General features: G+C 71.9%; 9 protein-coding genes. 4 read left to right on the forward strand and 5 right to left on the reverse strand.

The features are described from left to right. The first annotated feature begins 11 nt into the window (after positions 1-11). Together ACFYUZ_RS28675 and ACFYUZ_RS28680 are read left to right on the forward strand one after the other, a co-directional pair. The gene (locus ACFYUZ_RS28675; protein ID WP_389313990.1) at positions 12-578 is read left to right on the forward strand and encodes a YciI family protein; all 567 of its coding nucleotides are present in this window, start codon (positions 12-14) and stop codon (positions 576-578) included. Positions 579-698: 120 nt separating this feature from the next. Then, positions 699-980, forward strand: a complete 282-nt coding sequence (locus ACFYUZ_RS28680) for a pyrimidine/purine nucleoside phosphorylase (protein WP_389313992.1) — start codon at positions 699-701, stop codon at positions 978-980. Positions 981-1,001: 21 nt separating this feature from the next. Here the strand turns inward: ACFYUZ_RS28680 and ACFYUZ_RS28685 are convergent, their stop codons facing one another. The 4 genes from ACFYUZ_RS28685 to ACFYUZ_RS28700 all read right to left on the reverse strand — a co-directional run bounded on the left by ACFYUZ_RS28685 (position 1,002) and on the right by ACFYUZ_RS28700 (position 12,686). Beyond that, positions 1,002-1,970 carry a hypothetical protein gene (locus ACFYUZ_RS28685; RefSeq protein ID WP_389313994.1) on the reverse strand — a complete coding sequence of 323 codons (969 nt, stop codon included), beginning with the start codon at positions 1,968-1,970 and terminating at the stop codon, positions 1,002-1,004. 122 nt (positions 1,971-2,092) lie between these two features. Continuing rightward, positions 2,093-9,745, reverse strand: a complete 7,653-nt coding sequence (locus ACFYUZ_RS28690; protein WP_389314124.1) for a DNRLRE domain-containing protein — start codon at positions 9,743-9,745, stop codon at positions 2,093-2,095. A 1,397-nt stretch (positions 9,746-11,142) separates the two neighbouring features. Then, positions 11,143-12,321, reverse strand: a complete 1,179-nt coding sequence (locus ACFYUZ_RS28695) for an acyl-CoA dehydrogenase family protein (RefSeq protein ID WP_389313995.1) — start codon at positions 12,319-12,321, stop codon at positions 11,143-11,145. A 164-nt stretch (positions 12,322-12,485) separates the two neighbouring features. Next, positions 12,486-12,686: a hypothetical protein gene (locus ACFYUZ_RS28700; RefSeq protein ID WP_389313997.1), complete on the reverse strand. Its 201-nt coding sequence runs from the start codon at positions 12,684-12,686 to the stop codon at positions 12,486-12,488. 159 nt (positions 12,687-12,845) lie between these two features. On the opposite strand from ACFYUZ_RS28700, the gene ACFYUZ_RS28705 reads away from it, so the two are divergent. Beyond that, positions 12,846-13,697 carry a siderophore-interacting protein gene (locus ACFYUZ_RS28705; RefSeq protein WP_389313999.1) on the forward strand — a complete coding sequence of 284 codons (852 nt, stop codon included), beginning with the start codon at positions 12,846-12,848 and terminating at the stop codon, positions 13,695-13,697. A gap of 27 nt (positions 13,698-13,724) precedes the next feature. Further along, on the forward strand, positions 13,725-14,159 hold the full coding sequence (locus tag ACFYUZ_RS28710) for a hypothetical protein (RefSeq protein WP_389314001.1): 435 nt from the start codon (positions 13,725-13,727) through the stop codon (positions 14,157-14,159). 24 nt (positions 14,160-14,183) lie between these two features. Here ACFYUZ_RS28710 and ACFYUZ_RS28715 read toward each other — a convergent pair whose 3' ends face one another. After that, positions 14,184-17,498, reverse strand: coding sequence for an ATP-binding protein (locus tag ACFYUZ_RS28715; RefSeq protein ID WP_389314003.1), 3,315 nt, complete (start codon positions 17,496-17,498; stop codon positions 14,184-14,186). Positions 17,499-17,640 lie beyond the last annotated feature (142 nt).

Here is a 17,640-nt window from a genome sequence, read left to right on the forward strand (position 1 = left end):
TCCTGTGCCGCATGGAATACCTCTGCTACCACCGCGACCGGTCCGGGTCCATGCCCCTGCGGCAGGCCCTCCTCGAAGCGCACTGGGCGTACATGGACGGCTTCGCGGAGCAGCTCATCGCGCGCGGTCCGACCTTCGACGCGACGGGCGAGAAGTGCACCGGGAGCGTGCACGTCGTCGACCTGCCCGACGCCGCCGCGGCCCGGGCGTTCGCCTTCGACGAGCCCAACTACCAGGCCGGGGTGTACCGGGACGTCCTGCTCCGGCGATGGCGCAACACGCTGGGGCGGACGATGTGGGAATTCCCCGGAGGGCGCGAGGGCGGCAACCGCTACCTGGTCCTGGGCCTCGGGGAGGGCGAGCCCGTCGACCTCACCCCTCCGCCCGCTCCGGCGGACCGGGACGACCTGATCGCCTACGGCCCCCTGCTGGCCGACGACGGCACCACCTGGGTGGGCACGGCGGCCCTGGTCCGCGCCCCGGACGCGGCGACGGCCGCGGCCGTCCTGCGGACCCCCGAGCGGTACGCCGACGTCGAGGTCCACGACTGGGCCTTCGGCGGGCGCCCGGCGACCTGACCATCCAGCACGTGAGACCGGCCGAGGCCGTCGCGCCGTCCCCGCTAGGGTGCCCCTGCCCGGGGCCGGTACGCGACGGCCCGGCCACCCCTCCCGCCCGTCTCCCCCCGAGGACGCCCCATGTTTACGGTCAACGAGTACTTCGACGGCTCGGTCAAGTCGATCGCGTTCACCCAGGAGGAGGGCCCGGCGACCATCGGCGTCATGGCCCCGGGCGAGTACGAGTTCGGCACCGCCGCCCCGGAGGTCATGCACGTGGTCAGCGGCGCCCTGACGGTCAGGCTGCCCGGCGCCGACGCGTGGAGGACCTTCGCCGCCGGGGACCGCTTCGAGGTCCCCGGGGACAGCAGGTTCCAGCTGACGGTCGCGGTGGAGACCGCCTACCTCTGCGAGTACCGCTGAGCGACGGGGGCGCCCGGCGGGTCAGAACAGCGAGTTGTCGCCCCGCAGCCGGCGTCGCAGGAACGTGGCGAAGGTCTGGTCCTCCAGGCAGGTGAGGGCCGAGCCGTCCGGCTCGACGTAGGCGACGCGCCACGCCTCGGGGTCGCCCTTGGCGGTGAGCCAGCCGAACGCCCGGCCCCCGACCTCTCCCCACTGCAGGAACAGCCCGTCCTCGTCCAGCCGGCGCAGTCCCGGGGTCCCCGGGCGGGCCTGGGCGGGGAAGACCCGCACGCCGGCGACGACGCCGCCGGGGAACTCCCGCATGACCGCCAGGTAGTCCTGCGGGAGCGCGCCGAACGCCTCTCCCGCCCGGCCGAGGAGTTCCTCCGCGTGGCTCCGGACGCCCGGAACGCCGATGCTCCGCACGCGGGTGACGATCTCCTCCACCGCGCCGATGTCACGGTTCGCCAGCGCCATGGCCGTCGCGCGCTTGTCGTCGGCGACCTTCCAGAAGGTGCCCGACTCGTATTCCTGGTACGTCTCGAAGGCGGGCGTCCCCTCGGAACGTCCCGTGACGGCCCGCGCGACGAACTCCGAGGCCGAGAAGGGGAGGTCGAGCCAGAACTGGAAGTCGGTGTCCGTGAGGACGGTCGTCCAGTCCGCGGTGTCGGCGGCGGTGGTGTCCCACAGCAGCACGCCGTCATTGGTGGTGCGCCCCCAGGGCACCATGCCGTGGGGCCTCGGGTACAGCGGCAGCCAGAGCTCCTGCTCCCGGCTCTCCAGGGCCTCCCGCATGTCCGCGAGGCGCAGCGCGGTGTCCCTCGTGAAGTCCTCCAGGGAGCGCACGGGGACTTCGGACCCGCCGAGCAGCACGGAGGCCGCGATCACTCCCTGCGGCAGTGCCCGGACCAGCAGCTCGAAGTCCTCGGGGACGACCTGGCCGTACCCCTCTCCCTCCGGCCGCGCCGGGGCGTCGAGACCCAGCAGCCGGACGACGTCGAGATGATTCATGTGTTCCTTCCTTGACGGCATCGGCGGTGGGGCGGGCGGCCGTTCGGCCGCTCGCCCCACCGCCTCTTCTGCGCCGGATCAGTCCCTCGTGGGACTCACGGCTTCAGGGGCTCCGAGGCCCGTCAGTCGTGGACTCCGGACGCTATCAGTCGTGAGAACGAGCCCGACGAACTCGATACGTACATGTGCACGCCGATCGGGTTCACATAGCCGGGGACGTAGACCGGAATGGACTGGTAGTAGACCTTCTCGCCCAGCTTGAGACGCCTTTCGATCTCGTACTCGACGGTCCGCATGCCCTCCTTCTGGTTCTGGTACATGGTCGTCGGGACGATGTTCTCCCGGTAGTGGCTGCCGCCGAACTCACGGGCGATGAGGTGGGCCCGGTTCCAGTCGTCGGCCTCGTCCTGGAGGTCCCAGCCACGCGGGTTCTGCGGACCCGTGTTGTCGAGGCCGGCCGGCTGGGCGGGGTCCAGGCAGGCGAAGCCGCCGGTGGCCCGGCCCTGCGTGTCCACCGGGGTGTTCCACACCATGCTCGGCCCGGAGGAGTTCTGGCACTTCCGGCTCTCCTCCGCGGCGCCGTCGATCGCCTTGCGCTGGGGGGAGTTGTCCTCGTCGGACGAGGTCGCCAGGCGCGAGAAGATGCGGACCAGCAGGGACACCGCTTCCCCGGTGTGGAAGCCCTGCGGGCCGCTGCCGCCACCACCGGGCGGCGTGGGAGCCGCTCCCGGCGAGGGCGACGGCGTGGGCGCCGTGCTGGTCCCGCTGGACGCGCTGGACGAGGTCGCCTCGTCCGCCGTCGGCATCATCTGGCTGAGCGCCGTCGCCGCGTCCGACAGGTTCTTCTGACCCTCCGGCGTGGCCGCGTACAGGGCCGTGACCAGAGCCGCGCCCGCCCACCAGAGGGCCGGGATCGCGAAGGCGAGGTGGCCGTCCAGCTCGACGAAGCTGGTCGGGTTGCCGCCGGCGAACGAGTAGCGGTTGCCGGTGAACGGGTCCGCGCCCAGGTTCATGTCGGCCAGGGCGCCGTTGTACATGTCCCGGGTCGTGAAGCGGTTGAGGCCCGGGCTGTAGTCGCGGAAGCCCATGTCGTACGTGCCCGACTGGGCGTCCCAGCGCTTCGCGTTGAAGCGGTAGGGGTTGTACTCCTGCTTCGTCGGGTCCGCGGCGTCCGGCTTGTCGATGCCCGTGAACTCCGACCGGTCGTCGGAGCCGTAGGCGGTGTAGCCGTACGTCGCCTTGGTGTCGCCGTTCTTGTCGGTCAGCGTCTCGACGTCACTGTGCGAGTTGTAGCCGTAGAAGCCGTCCTCGCCGGTGCCGTCGGTGTTGTGCTTGACCTGGGACAGCCGCTCGCCCCACGGGCTGTACTGGTAGGACTTGGTGAGCTGGCCGGCGACCTCTTCGCTCAGCACCTCGCTGGACAGGCCGAGGTAGTTGAAGTCGGTCTTCTTGCCGTCGGCCGTCTTCGAGGAGGTCCGGTCGAGCGGGTCGAAGGTGTACGTCGTCGACTTCATCGCGCCGGTGCCGTCCCGCTTCTGGGACTCCACGACGTGGTCGAAGCCGTCGTACACGTTCCGTTCGATGACCTGGCCGCCCGAGGTGACGGACTCCTGCCGGCCGAACGGGTCGTAGTTGTAGGTGGCCGCCGAGCCTCCGGTGGTGGCCCGGAGCAGGCGGTTGCGGTCGTACTCGTAGGAGGTGGTGACGTTCCCGACCGTCTGCGAGATGACGTTGGCGTTGTCGTCGTGGACGTACTTCTCGGTGCCCGCGCCGGTGCCGGTCTTGACGGACTCGGTGAGCCGGCCCGCCGGGTCGTAGGTGTGGTCGGTGGTCGAGTCGAGGTACGCCGCGTGGTCGTCGGCGTTCATCTTCTTCGCGACGTCCTGCGCCTTGTTGCCGTTGAGGTCGTAGGCGTAGGTGTGCGAGGAGACGAGCGTCCCGGAGCCCTTCTTCTCCGTGGTCGACCTCAGGTCACCGCCGAGGAGGTAGGTGTAGTCGACGGTGTTGCCGTTGGCCTTGGTCTCCTTGAGCCGCTGGCCGCGGTCGGTGAAGGTGAACGAGGTGACCTTGGGCGACGGGTCCGTGGCGGACTTGCCGACCGAGATCGACTTGACCAGCTCGCGCAGGTCGTAGGTGTACTTGGAGAACTGGTCGGGGTGCGTGACCGTGTCGGCCTGACCGTTGGCGTCGTAGGTGTACGACGTGACCTTCTTCTCCTGGCCCGCGAGGGCCTCGGTCACCTTCTGGACCTTGTTCAGGCCGGTGTAGGCGATCGTGTAGGCGTCGATCTCGGCGCCGGAGGAGGAGTCGTCGATCGACGTCACGTTGCCGTTGACGTCGTAGCCGTAGGTGAAGGTCCGCTTCTCGGTGTCCGTCTCGCCGGACGTGTCGCGGACCAGCTTGACCGCGTCGGCGACCACGATGCCCGAGGTGCCCTGGTCCAGCTTGAGCTTGGCGTCGTTGCCCTGCTTCAGGCTGTAGGAGCCCAGCGTCACCCACGTGCCGGTGCCGGCCGTCTGGTCCTTGGTGACCGACGGGTGGGTCGTCGTGCCCTGCGACAGCGTGTACTTCGCCGCCGTGGCCGCGCCCGTGACCCGCGGGTACTTCACGTACGCGGTGTACGTCCCGTCCTTCGGGACGTTGAGCGTCCAGGCGAAGGCGTCGGTGCCGGTCCCGGCCGCGTGGGTGCGGTGGCCGTAGCCCTGCTGACCGGTGAGGTCACCGGTCGCCCAGGTGCCGGTGGCGGAGGTGTGCTGGGTGTCGGAGTCGTCGACGAGCACGACCGACTTGCCGACCGGCACGCCGTCGTCCGACTTCGACTTCAGCTTGCCGTCGGGGTAGTACGTCTGCGTCATGGTGCGGTCCGAGGAACCGCCCGCCGACGTGAGCGTACGGGCCTTCTGCAGCCCGAGCTCGGTGTAGTCGTACGTCGTGGTGATGTCCCACGGGTCGGTGGACTTCCTCGTCCAGCCGTTGTCGAAGTACTCCATGACGGTGTCGTTGCGCACCGTCTGGCCGTGCGACGGCGGCAGCGACTGCCGCTCGACCCGGCCCACCGCGTCGTACACGGTCTGCGTGTAGACGTTCGGGTCGTTGTTCTGGGGGTCGTTCGGGTCGTAGGGCTGGTACTGCTTGACCGGACGGTTCAGCGCGTCGTACTCGGTGCGCGAGGTGAAGTCGTCCGCGGTGGCCGTCGCCGTGCCCTTCGGCGTGATCACCTTGGTGGTGTTGCCGGCCTGGTCGTACTCGTACCTGGTGACGCGGAACGTGGTCGCGTCGTACGGGACCTTGGCCTCGGTCCGCTTGCCCCGCTCGTCGTAGGTGTAGGTCGTGGTGCTGTTCCCGGGGTCCGTGGACGTGAGGACCAGGGAGTCCTTGTCGTAGGTGCGCGAACTGACCTTGCCCGCCGGGTCCTTGGAGCTGACGAGCCGGTGGTTCAGGTCGTACGCCATCGTGGACGTGTAGTCCGTGGCGTCCGGGGTGGCGTTCTTCTTCGGGTCGACGACCTTGACGGCGTTGCCGACGTCGTCGAACTCGTAGGAGATCTTGTCACCGGCGGCGTTGACCGCCGAGGTGAGCTGGTAGATCTCGTCGTAGTGGTTGGTGGTGACGTAGTCGGTGGCGTCCGACGTCGTCAGCGAACCCTTCGGCTCGGTGACGGTCCTGAGGTTGCCGACCTTGTCGTAGGTGTAGGACGTCTTCCGCTCGGGGGACGTCGGCGTGTCCTTCGGGGCCGTGGCCGAGACGAGCTGGTCCGCGGCGTCGTACACCGCCGTCGAGACGGCCCCGTTCGGCGCCGTCGACGTGGTGACGTTGTCGTTGGCGTCGAAGACCGGTGCGGGGGTGGTGATGAACACGCCCGCGTTCTGGTCCTTCGGGACCACGCTCTCCTTCGGACGTCCGAAGGTGTCGTAGGCCTGCGTGGTCTTCTTGCCGAGCGCGTCGGTGATCTCGGTGACCTGGCCGCGCGCGTCGTAGACGAAGGACGTCGTCTTGCCCAGGGCGTCGGTGATCTTCGCCGGGTAACCCGTGGGACCGAACTCGCTCGTCGTCGACGGGTTGCCGTTCGGGTCGGTGGCCTTGGTGAGCTGGCCGTAGGGGTCGTACTCGTACGAGGTGGTGTAGTCACCCGCCGTGGGAGTGGCGACGCCCTTGGGGTCGGTGACCGTCTTCAGGTTGCCGAAGGAGTCGTACCCGAACTGCCACTTGCGGCCCTCCGGAGAGGTCTTGGTGGCCAGGTCGGCCGAGAAGCCGTCCAGACGGGTCGTGTACGTGTACCGGGCCGAGTTCGCCGGGTAGGTGCCGGGGGCGCAGTCGCCCGGGGGCGGAACGCCGGACCTGTTGTTCTCCGCGTCGCGCTTCCAGAGCGGGTAGCCCGTCCTCTGGTCGTAGCAGTAGGCGGTCTTGGCCCCGTTGGCCTCCTCCACGTACGTGACGTTGTTGTCCGCGTCCCAGCTCATCTTCGTGGTCTGGGACTTGGCGTTCGTCGTCCGGACCGAGCGGCCGAAGTCGTCCGACACGTAGTCGGTGGAGTGCGACTCCGCGTCGGTCACCCTGGTGTCGACGAACTTGGGGTTCCCGGCGTCGACCGCGTAGCCGAAGGTGGTGAGGCCCTGCAGACGCTCGGTGATCGTCTTGGTCCACCAGTGGTACTTCGGGTCGTCACCGGCCTGCGGCGAGAAGTACGTCATGGCGGTGGCGTTGCCACGCGGGTCGGTGACCTTGACCAGCTTGACGTTCTTGTTGCCCTGGGTGGCGTCGTACTCGAAGCCGAAGACCTTCGGCTGGCTGGAGCCGGCACCGTCGGTGATCTTGGTGAGCAGGCCCTTGTCGGAGTACTCGAAGGTGAACGTGCGGCCCGAGATCTCGGTCATCGACTTGATGTGGTCGATGATCTTCGGGTTGTTGCCGTCCGCCTTGGAGTAGTACTCGATCGTCAGCGACTGCCGGCCGGTCGGGTCGGTGACGTACTTGAGGAACTTGGTCGGCTTGTTGTTCGACTTCCGCTCTTCGTACGTGTACGTCTGGACGTTGCCGTTCTTCTCGACCAGCGAGGTCAGGTAGCCGTCGCAGCCGAACACGAACCGCGTGCCGTCGGGCCGGGTCATCGTCCAGGCGTCCGGGACCGGGTCCTTCAGCGGGGTGCAGTCCAGACCGGGCTTGGCCGTCAGCTTGTAGTGGACGCCGGCCGGCGCCTTCCACGAGCTCGTGGCCGAGTCCCAGCGGAAGACGTGCGTGGTGCCGTCGCCGTCAGGAAGACGGACCTCCGTCGGGTTCGGCTTGGGGTGGAACTCCAGCGGCGCGCCCAGGCGGATCGGGCCGGAGGCCTGGAAGGACCAGCCGTAGCCGGAGACCGTGTCCGAGGTGTCCTGGCTGTTGTACGCGAAGCGGGCGAAGGTGGTGACACCGCGGCCCGGGTTGGTGAAGGCGTTGTACTGCCAGACGCTGTTGCCGGACGCCAGGTTGTTCATGATCGTCGAACCGGCGCCGGTGTTCTTGCCCGTGTAGGAGTAGAACTTCTCCATGCCGAGCTGGTTGGAGGTGGGGTCCTCCACCGCCACGTTCTGGCTCAGGCCCGGGATGCCGGCGGTGCCCGAGGTCCAGGTCCCGGCCGTCTTGTTGTAGACGTCCCAGGTCAGCACGTAGTCGGTGCGCTTGTTGCCGTTGGCCGAGTTGATCGGCGTCTTCACCTGCGCCTGCAGGCCGACCGAGCCGCCGGGGGCGACGTTGGCCGGCAGCACGGTCTGGACCTGGTTGCCGCCGGTGGTCACGTCCGTGCCGTCCGGCAGGGTCCACCGGTAGGTCAGGACGTGGTCGGCCGTGGTCCAGGTGGAGGCGGTGGTGTTGGTCAGCGTGAAGTCGACCGTGTAGTCGGAGTTCGGCGTCATCCGGGCCGGGGTCTGCGGCGCGTAGTACGTCGAGTCCGTGGTGGAGTCGATGTAGGTGACCACGATCCGGGGCGCCAGCCTGGGCTCGGTGCCCTCGGAGGACAGGAACAGGGTCCGCTCCTGGGCGGCGGCCTCGTCGGCCATCTTCAGCACGACGCCCTTCTGGGAGGCCGGGCTGCTCACCCAGGACTGCGCGAGGGAGGTGACGTTCCAGTCGTGCCGGGCGGGGTCGTTGGTCATCGCCCCGGTGTCCGCGGTCACGGCCCCGAAGTCGCCGCCCGCGGTCGTCCAGTTCGTCGCCGCGTCGGCCCTGGCCCAGGTGGCGGTGGCCTCGTCGAAGTCCCGCGTCAGCGGCCGCAGCTCGTACAGCGCGCCGGGGGTGTCCTGGGCGGTCTGGGTGGACCACAGCCGCACGTTGGCGTCCAGCACCCGGGCGGTGGCGGGGATGTTCAGGGCCGGGAACTTCAGCAGCGCGCGGGTGTCGCCGTAGGTGGCGGAGTTGTTGCCCACGGACAGCCAGTTCTTCGGCCCGGCGTCGTCGAGGGTGTCGTGCGCCGTCGTCGTCCGGACCGAGGACAGCGTGGTGTCCTGGGTCGCGGCGTACACCCTCGTCGTCCGCCCGGCCTTGGGCAGCCGCACCAGCTGGGTCGGGGCGGCGACGACCTGCCCGTCCTTCGTCTTGACCGCGACCATGTAGTAGTAGGCGCGGCCGAACGGGTCGGCGTCGTCCGCCTTCGTCGGTGTGGCGGAGGTGTCGGTGAACGACGTGGTGCCCGGCGCGACCGGGGCCACCAGGGTGGCGGACGAGGGGGTGAAGGTCTGGCTGACCGAGCGGTGGACCTGGTACTCGACCAGGTCGTCGCCGGTGCCGATCGGGTCCTTGTCCTGGTAGGCGGACCAGGACAGCTCCGCGCCGGTGTCGTGGATCGTGGTCGGGGCCGCCAGGTCGACGCCCTGCCGGCCGAAGGTCAGCACCAGCCGCGGGTAGTTGGCGGTCTCGCCGCCGTAGCCGAACTCGCTGCCCTCGTAGCGCGGACCGCCCTTGGGACCGGTCGCGGACTCGTCCCCCGCCTTGATCACGAAACCGTTGTTCGTGTAGGTGCCGTCGATCCACTGCTGGACCGTCTTGGTGACCGGGAAGGAGTGCCAGGCGTTCAGTTCGCCGGGCTGCTTGGTGACCACCCCGCCCTTGGTGAACCGCACCGCGTCCGCGATCACCGAGGTGCTGGTGGAGGCCGGACCGTCACCCAGGACGATCTTGCCGAGGGTGCCCGCCTTGAACGGATGCGACCCCAGGGTCTTCCACACCCCGGCCGTGCCGGCCTGCTGATTGACGGTGTAGGCCTTGCTGCCGCCGTCGTAGGTCACCGTGAACGGCGCGTTGGTGGCCCGGTCGGAGGCCGGAATGTTGTGCGTCTCGACCTGGTAGACGCCGTCCTCGGGCAGACTCGGCTGCCAGGTGTAGCTGTCCCCGGCGACCGAGTCCTTGTTGTACATGTACGTCTGGTTCACCGCGTACTGCGTGTACGCCGTGTTCCCCGACGCCGGCCACGCGCCGACCGCCGCGGTACGCCCGGCCTCGCCGTTGTCCACGACCACGGCGGTGCCGGACAGCTCACCGGTGAGCGCGCCGGCGTTGTTCCAGGTCGCCCCCGACTCGGTCCACGCCTGGGTGGCCCGGTGCGCCTCCAGCTGCACCTCGGTGTCACCCGTGGTGTGTGTCTGGTCGAAATACAGCCGCAGATCGGCGGAATCCAGCTTGGTGCCGGCCGGGATGCCGGAGACCGGGAAGCGGATCAGCGCCCGCGAGGCACCGGTGGAGGTGTTGCCCACCGACAGGCGCCAGTTGTCGTCGTAGTTCGTCGCCGGACCGTCCGAGGAGATCATCACGTCCTGCGCCGTGGTCGGCGTCGGCGCGATCGAGAGCGTCGGATCGATGGTCACCGGATAGCGCCGCTCGGGCGCGGCCAGCCACGACGCGTCCGGCGTGACCGTCAGCTCCCAGCCCTTGCCCGCCCGGGTCAGCTTCTGGGAGACATTCCCGCTGTAGGCCGTGCCGTACGCGGACGAGGTGTTCTCGCTCGCGTCGGTCATGAACGCGGCGGGGATGACCAGGACCGGATCCGCGCCCTCACCGAAGAAGGAGACCGAGCCGTCCTTGTTCGCCTCCGGCCTCAGACCCCCGGAGTCCAGGGTGAAGGTGAAGGACACCGGACCGGACGGCTTCGCGTCCAGAACGATGTTCTCCTTCACCCGCCCCGGACCCACCACGTACGACAGATCCGCACCCGCCACCGCGTCCTGGTAGGTGACCGTGTCGCCCTCGGCGACCGGCGCGAGCCTGCCCGCCCCCTTCAGCCCGAGCGTCACCGCATGCCCGGCACCGGCCTCGAACCGCAGCAGCCGCCCCGCCTCCGCACCGAACCAGCTGCGCGCCGCGTTCGTCGTGTTGGCGAAGACGAAACCCTGGGCGTCGGAGGGAACGACCCTGGGGTCGATGTCCTTCCAGGACTTCCCGGCCCGGTAGCCGGTCGGCGTCGCCGACACCTCGGCCTGCACCCGCCCGTCGGACAGCTGCCAGTAGCGGGCGTTCGCCGTCCGCCTCCCGGTCAGCTCCGCGACCCGCTTCGGCTTCGGCGCCGCCTGGCCCCTGGGCAGCTTCTCCCGGCTCGGCAGCACCGCAGCGCCACCGGTCGACGGCGCCTTGGGCCCGTCCGACGCGTCACCGTCCGAGAACCAACCCGAGAAAATATCGGCGATACCCTCGCCGCCGCCGGTTGAAACCGGCGCCGCATAAGCGGCTTGTGGAAGCATGGTTCCGGCCATTGCCGAAACCACAAGGCAGGCTATCGCCCGCCCGTATTTCACTTTCACGCCATCCCCTTCATCGGCGCCCCTCCCGCACGGGGCGGGACAGGCGCACCGACACGCCGGCGCGGGCATTCCGTCGCCGGTCATGACGGTTCCGACCTCGATCGGAGCGCCTCAGGGCATGCCGAATCAGACCGCTTTCCGCGCAGGGGAAAGCGGCCTCGCCGGAGGCGCGCCGATCATGACGGGGGGATTCTTCAACATGAAGTTGATGCCACGTCAACCGCTCACGCATTCAGGGCATTTCACTGCCCCGACAGACGGGAAAAGGCTGGCCGAAAGGGCTATCTCAGAGTCCGGCGCACAGTCGAGGACAAACGCGGCGCCGAGGCGGAGCCGGCGGGTGGAGCCGGCGGGTGGAGCCGGCGGGCGGTGGACAGACCCTTGGGCGAGATCCGCTTGCGGCACACGACCTAGCGGCGGACGCGGGGCATGCCCAGGCCGATCCAGGAGATGATCTCGCGCTGGATCTCGTTGTTGCCGCCGCCGAAGGTGAAGATGACGGCGGAGCGGTAGCCGCGTTCGAGCTCGCCGTGGAGGACGGCGCCCGCCGAGCCCTCCTTGAGGGCGCCCGCGGCGCCGACGACCTCCATGAGGGCGGCGTAGGCGTCGCGGCGGGCCTCGGAGCCGTAGACCTTGACGGCGGAGGCGTCCTGGGGAGTGAGGGTGCCGTGCTGGACGGCGTTCACCATCTGCCAGTTGAGGAGCTTCATCGCGTCGAGGCGGGCGTGGGTGCGGGCCAGGGTGCGCCGGACCCACGGCAGGTCGACGACGCGGCGGCCGTCGGAGAGCGGGGTGTCGGCGGCCCAGCGCCGGACGTCGTGGAGGGCGCGGATCGCCATGGTGCCGTGGGCGGCGAGGGTGACGCGCTCGTGGTTGAGCTGGTTGGTGATGAGCCGCCAGCCCTTGTTCTCCTCGCCGACGCGGCGGGAGACCGGGACGCGGACGTCGTCGTAGTAGCTCGCCGTGGTGTCGTGCGAGGCGAGGGTGTTGATGATCGTGCAGGAGTATCCGGGGTCGCTCGTCGGCACGAGGAGCATGGTGATGCCCTTGTGCGGCGGGGCGTCGGGGTCCGTGCGGACGGCGAGCCAGACCCAGTCGGCGGTGTCGCCGTTCGTCGTCCAGATCTTCTGGCCGTTGACGACGTACGTGTCGCCCTCCCGCACCGCGCGGGTCTTCAGGGCGGCCAGGTCGGTGCCCGCGTCGGGCTCGCTGTAGCCGATGGCGAAGTCGATCTCGCCGGAGAGGATGCGGGGCAGGAAGTACGCCTTCTGCTCGTCCGTGCCGTAGCGCATGATCGTCGGGCCGACGGTGTTCAGCGCCATCAGCGGCAGCGGTACGCCGGCCTGCGCGGCCTCGTCGAAGAAGACGAACTGTTCCATGGGGGTCAGGCCCCGCCCGCCGTACTCGGTGGGCCAGCCCACCCCGAGCCAGCCGTCGGAGCCGAGGCGCCGCACGGTCTCGCGGTAGAAGCGCTTCTGGGCCGCCGGGTCCGCGTAGCGGGTGTGGACGTCGTCCGGGACCAGCTCGGCGAAGTACGCCCGCAGCTCGGCGCGCAGGCTGTTCTGTGCGGGCGTGTGGGCGAGGTGCATGGCGTCCTCCCGTGGCGGCGTCCGCGGCGTCCCCGTGCGGTGCGACGCGCGACGGCGGACACGGTAGAACGTGTTCCATAAATGCGGAAGCCCCGGGACGCCCGGAACGCCCCGAGGCCCCGGCTCGGTGCGACCGATCCGGGGCCCGCGGGAGGGGGTGCGTCCTAGGGCAGGAGCTCGTCCATGCAGGCGCGGCCCTTCTCGGCCATGCGGCGTTCCGCCCAGGCGAGGTTCTTCGGGTTCACGTCGCGGCCGGAGGCAAGGACCACGTCCTCCGGTGTGTATTCGCCCTCCGACCCGGTGTGCAGCAGCCGGTCGGGCGTCGGGAAGTCCCCCTGGGACGTCTTGTCGGGCTCAGCGTTCATGCCGCCTCCTACGTGTTCGTCCGGCACTCGCCATTCTCGTGTCCGGTCCCCGTGCGCGCATCCGGGGCCGCGGTCGTCCCGTGTCGACGGGCTGTCGACGGCGTGTCGACCGGCCCGGGGAGGGTGGGGGCCCAGCCCGCCGCTCCCGAGGAGTCGTCGATGACCCGGAACCCTTCCCTGCCCCTGCACCGCCTGCGGGTGACCGCCGTCCGCCCGGTGACCCCGCGCATGCGCCGCGTCACCCTCCGCGCGCCGAGCCTCGACGGCTTCGCCCTCGCGGGCCCCGACCAGCAGGTGAAGCTGTTCTTCCCGCGCCCCGGCCAGGCCGAGCCGGTGCTGCCGGCGCCCGAGCCCGACGGCGACGTCATGCGCTGGTACGGGGCCTACGCGGCGCTTCCGGAGGAAGAACGCCCGTGGATGCGGAGCTACACCCTGCGGGCGCACGATCCGGCGGCCGGAACCGTCGACGTCGACTTCTTCCTCCACGGGGAGGGCGAGGACGTGGGCCCCGCGACCCGCTGGGCGCGGTCCGCGCGTCCCGGGGACACGCTGGGCATGTTCGGGCCGTCGGCGGCGTTCGCCGTCCCCGTCGACCCGGGCGCGGGCGACTGGACGCTCCTGTACGCCGACGCCTGCGCGCTCCCCGCGCTCGCCACGGTCGTCGCCGCACTGCCACCGGGCCACCGGGCCCTGGCGTACGTCCAGGTGCCCGACGCGGCCGAGGAGCAGCCGCTGCCCACGGCGGGCGACCTGACCGTGCGCCGTCTGCGCGACGGCGACTCGCCGGTCGAGGCCGTGCGGGCGGACGGCCTGCCGACCGGTCGGCCGTACGCCTGGCTGGCGGGCGAGGCCTCGGCGGTGCGCGGGCTGCGGCGGCACCTCGTCGAGGAGCGGGGCGTCGACCGGCGCTCGGTCCACTTCACCGGGCACTGGCGCCGCCGCCTCGCCCAGGACGACGCGCCGACCCCGGAGGACCTGGCCGAGGCCCGTGAACGCCTGTCACAGCACTAGGTTCCGTCGCCGGTAGGGTTCGCGGCCATGGGAGCGAGCAGATGGTCGTACTTCACGCCTTACCGGCAGAGCGAGCAGGACGCACTGGACGATCTTCGCGAGGAGGTCTTCGCCCGCGGTGCCGCGTACTACCGGGAGGCGGGCGTCGGGACCCTGGCGGCGCTGGTGGCGAGCGGCCTGCTGGAGGAGGAGCCGGCGCACTCGGTGCTGGACGTCGAGCGCGTGGTCCGCTGCGAGGAGGACATGGAGGAGCCCGGCGACGTGAGGGTGGTCGAGGCCGCGGAAGCCGTCGAGCTGTTCGGGACGGCGCGGCCCGTGCGGGAGGTCGTCGAGCAGGCCCTGAAGCGGGCCGGTGACGGCTGGTTCCCGCCGTTCGACCGCGGTTCCGGCTGCTGCACCGTCGTCCACGACGCCGAGGGGCGCCCGGCGGAGCTGTGCTTCTGGGGTCTCACCGGCGACTGACCCGGCCCCGTCGTCCGGGCCGGGTCACCGCGTGCCGGATCCCCGGCCGGGCTCCTCCCCGTCCCGGACCAGGGCCGCGGCCGTCCTGAGGGAGAGGCCGGCGCCCTCCTCGTGGCCCCGGCCGTACGCCTCCGGGGGCAGGGCCGCGCGGAGCACCGCCTCGGCGCGGGCCCGGATCGCGGCCTCGGTCTCCGAGGTGAAGGGGCGGAAGCCGCCGCCCGTGTCGGAGCCGGCGTGGGCGTCGTACGCGCCGAGGAGCCGGATCCCCGTCTCGGCGTCGCCCGGCGCGCCCCGGCCGGCACGGGCCCAGGCGGCGGTCCCGAACTGGGCGACGACGAGGTGCGGGGCGACCAGGTGGGCGAGGGTCTCGATGTCCACGACGGCCCGTGCGAGGCGTGCCAGGGCCCGGTCGTAGGCGCCGTCGAGGCAGTCGAGCCATGCCCACGTGCCGCCGACCAGACCCCAGAAGAGCGCCGGGGTGACGTCCCCGAACTCCTCCTCCAGGAGGGAGAGCTGCGCACGGGCGAGGGCGGTGCGCCCGGTGTTGCCGTAGTGCTGGGCGAGCAGCAGCCTGCCGCTTCCGGCGGCCTCGGCGCCCCACTGCCCGGCCTCGTCGGCGGCCTCGGCCAGGAGCCGCTCGGCCGCCGCGTCCCCCTCCGGGCTGATCCGGAGCCGTACGGCAGCGAGGCGGGCGGTGAAGACGGGCACCTGGGAGCGCGCTCCGACGCGGGCGGCGGCCTCGGTGGCCCGCTCGAAGTCGGCCGCCGCCTCGGCCGGCCGGCCCTCCCGCTCGTAGGCCTCGCCCCGGGCGGCGAGGGACTCCGCGATCCCCCAGGAGTCCCCGGCCGCCTCGAAGAGGGCGAGCGCCTCGGCGGCGTCGGAGCCCCGGCCGACGAGCTTGGCCCGCATGAGGAGGGCGAAGCCGAGGTCCCAGCCGGTGCCGTGGCCGCGGCAGGCGTCGACGATCAGGGTCAGGGTCTCGTCGAGGCCGGTGAGCTCTCCGGTCATGAGCCGGGCGAAGTACCACATCGTGCCCGGCTGTCGGCAGGTCTGCGGGAGTCCGGGGCGGTACGCGGCGACCAGGGCGGCGAGCCGGGCGCGGGTCTCGGGCCGCTCCAGGGCGGTGGCGCCCTCGCCGCCCTCGGTCGCGAGGGCGTAGAGCCGGCCGCCGCGCCGGGCCTCCCACAGCCGCTCGCCGGTCCACGGCGGCGGCACGTCCACGCACCGGCCTTCCAGCGGCTCGGCGGGGCGGACGGGCTCCCGGAAGGGGTCGGGGCCGAGGCGGGCGGCCTCCGCGGCCCAGGCGCGGGCGTCGGCCTGGTGGTTGCGGAGCTGCCAGAACCAGCTGAGGGCGTGGACCAGACAGAGCAGTTCCTGCTCGTCGCCGAGCGCGACGGCCGTCCGGAGGGCGCCGCGCAGGTTGTCGTGCTCCCGCTCGAAGCGGGCGATGGCGTCGACCTGGCCGGCACCGCGCACCTCCGGTTCGGTCCGTCGGGCGAGTTCGCGGTAGTACGTGAGGTGCCGCCGCTCCGTCGCCGCCCGCTCCCCCGCCTCGTCGAGCCGCTCCCCGGCGTACTCGGCCACGGTCTCCAGGAGCCGGAACCGCATCCCCCCGCCGTCGGGCGCCGCCACCACCAGCGACTTGTCCACCAGGGCGCCGAGCACGTCCAGGACGGCGGCGGGCGCGGGGGCCTCGTCCGCGCAGACGGTCTCCGCCGCCGTCAGGTCGCACCCGCCCGTGAAGACCGCGAGCCGCCGCAGCACCGCCCGCTCGGCCCCGTCGAGGAGCTCCCACGACCAGTCCACCACCGCCCGCAGGGTCTGCTGACGCGGCAGCACCGTCCGCGCGCCCGACGTCAGCAGCCGGAACCGGTCGTCGAGCCGGTCCGCGATCTGGCGCAGGGACAGCATCCGCAGCCGCGCAGCCGCCAGTTCGATCGCCAGCGGCAGACCGTCGAGCCGGCGGCAGATCTCCTCCGCCGCCTCCGGGTCCTCCGCCACCCGGAACCCCGGCCGCGCGGCCGCGCCCCGCTCCCCGAGGAGCCGCAGCGCCATGGCCACGGGCAGCGGGCCCAGCGGCCGCACCTCCTCCCCCGGCACTCCCAGGGGCTCGCGGCTCGTCGCGAGGACCGTCACGCCCGGGCAGCGGGTGAGGAGCGCCTGCGCGAGCTCCGCCACCTCGGCGACGACGTGCTCGCAGTTGTCGAGGACCAGCAGCATCCGGCGCCCGGCGCAGTGCTCGACGAGGGCGGCGAACCGGTCCTTCGGGTCGGCCTGGACAACGGCCGGGGTCTGCCAGAGCTGGGTCTCGCGGGCCCCGAGCGCGGTGAGGACGGCGGCGGCGACCGTGGACTCCCCTCGTACGGAGGCGAGTTCGGCGAGGTGGACGGGGCCCTCGTACGTCCCGGCCGCCTCCAGGGCGAGCCGCGTCTTGCCCACGCCGCCCGGCCCGGTGAGGGTGACGAGCCGCCGCCCGCCCCAGGCGGCGGCGAGCGAGTCCAGTTCGTCGGTCCGGCCGATGAACGAGGTCAGGCGGGCGGGAAGGGCGCCGGCCGGCGCGGACGGAGCGGGTGGCGGGGGCGGCACGGGCCCGTCCTCCGCGAGGAGTTCGGCGTGCAGGGAGCGCAGTTCCGGTCCCGGGTCCGTGCCGAGCCGGTCCGCGAGGGCCGTGCGGACCTCCTCGTACGCGGCGAGGGCCTCGGCGGGTCGTCCGGCCGCGCGCAGGGCGCGGATCCGCAGGGCCTGGAGGGGTTCGTCGAGCGGCTGACCGGCGGCGAGCGCGGCGAGGGGCGCGAGCACGTCGCCGGCCCGCCCGAGGGCGAGGTCGGCGGCGAGCCGGTCGCGGCGCGCCTGCGCGTGCCGCTGCTCGACCCGTACGACCAGGGGGTCGGCGTCCCGGCCGGGCAGGTCCGCGAGGGCGGGGCCGCGCCAGAGGCGCAGGGCCTCGTCGAGGAGCGTGGCCGCCCGGTCCGCGTGGCCGGCGGCGAGCGCGGCGGCGCCTTCGGCGGCGAGCCGTTCGAAGCGGTGCAGGTCGACGGCGTCCGGGTCGGCGGCCAGCCGGTAGCCGCCGGGGTCCGAGACGACGGCCTCGCGGCCGAGGGCACGGCGCAGGCGGCCGACGAGGGCCTGGAGCGCCGCCGTGCGGTCCCGGTCGCCGGGCGGGTCGCCGTCGGCCCACACCTGGTCGATCAGCGCGCCGGGGCCCGTCGCCCGCCCGCCGGCCGCGGCGAGCGCGGTGAGGAGGGCCCGGAGCCTGGCACCGCTCAGGACCGCCTCCGTCCCGTCGTCGGTGCGGAAGGCCTGGCACGGACCGAGAACACGGTAGGGCGGCGGCTGCACCGGCCCATTCTGCCCCGGCGCGGGCGGAGGGACCCCGTCGCCCTCTCGACCGGCCCGGGCCGGTCGGTCCAGTCGGGCCGGTCGGGCCGGTCGGTCGGGCCGGTCGATCTGCTCGGTCCGGTCCGCCCGGCCCGCCGGGTCC

Origin of the sequence: Streptomyces sp. NPDC004266 (genome assembly GCF_042874095.1) — a bacterium.
In the GTDB taxonomy this organism is placed as follows: Bacteria; Actinomycetota; Actinomycetes; order Streptomycetales; family Streptomycetaceae; genus Streptomyces.

Excerpts from the sequence above, each read along its gene's own strand:
- ACFYUZ_RS28710 (WP_389314001.1), top strand. The coding sequence starts at position 13,725 with ATGGGAGCGAGCAGATGGTCGTACTTCACGCCTTACCGGCAGAGCGAG.
- ACFYUZ_RS28680 (WP_389313992.1), top strand. The coding sequence starts at position 699 with ATGTTTACGGTCAACGAGTACTTCGACGGCTCGGTCAAGTCGATCGCG.
- ACFYUZ_RS28685 (WP_389313994.1), bottom strand. The coding sequence starts at position 1,970 with ATGAATCATCTCGACGTCGTCCGGCTGCTGGGTCTCGACGCCCCGGCG.
- ACFYUZ_RS28675 (WP_389313990.1), top strand. The coding sequence starts at position 12 with ATGGAATACCTCTGCTACCACCGCGACCGGTCCGGGTCCATGCCCCTG.
- ACFYUZ_RS28690 (WP_389314124.1), bottom strand. The coding sequence starts at position 9,745 with ATGATCTCCTCGGACGGTCCGGCGACGAACTACGACGACAACTGGCGC.
- ACFYUZ_RS28700 (WP_389313997.1), bottom strand. The coding sequence starts at position 12,686 with ATGAACGCTGAGCCCGACAAGACGTCCCAGGGGGACTTCCCGACGCCC.
- ACFYUZ_RS28695 (WP_389313995.1), bottom strand. The coding sequence starts at position 12,321 with ATGCACCTCGCCCACACGCCCGCACAGAACAGCCTGCGCGCCGAGCTG.
- ACFYUZ_RS28705 (WP_389313999.1), top strand. The coding sequence starts at position 12,846 with ATGACCCGGAACCCTTCCCTGCCCCTGCACCGCCTGCGGGTGACCGCC.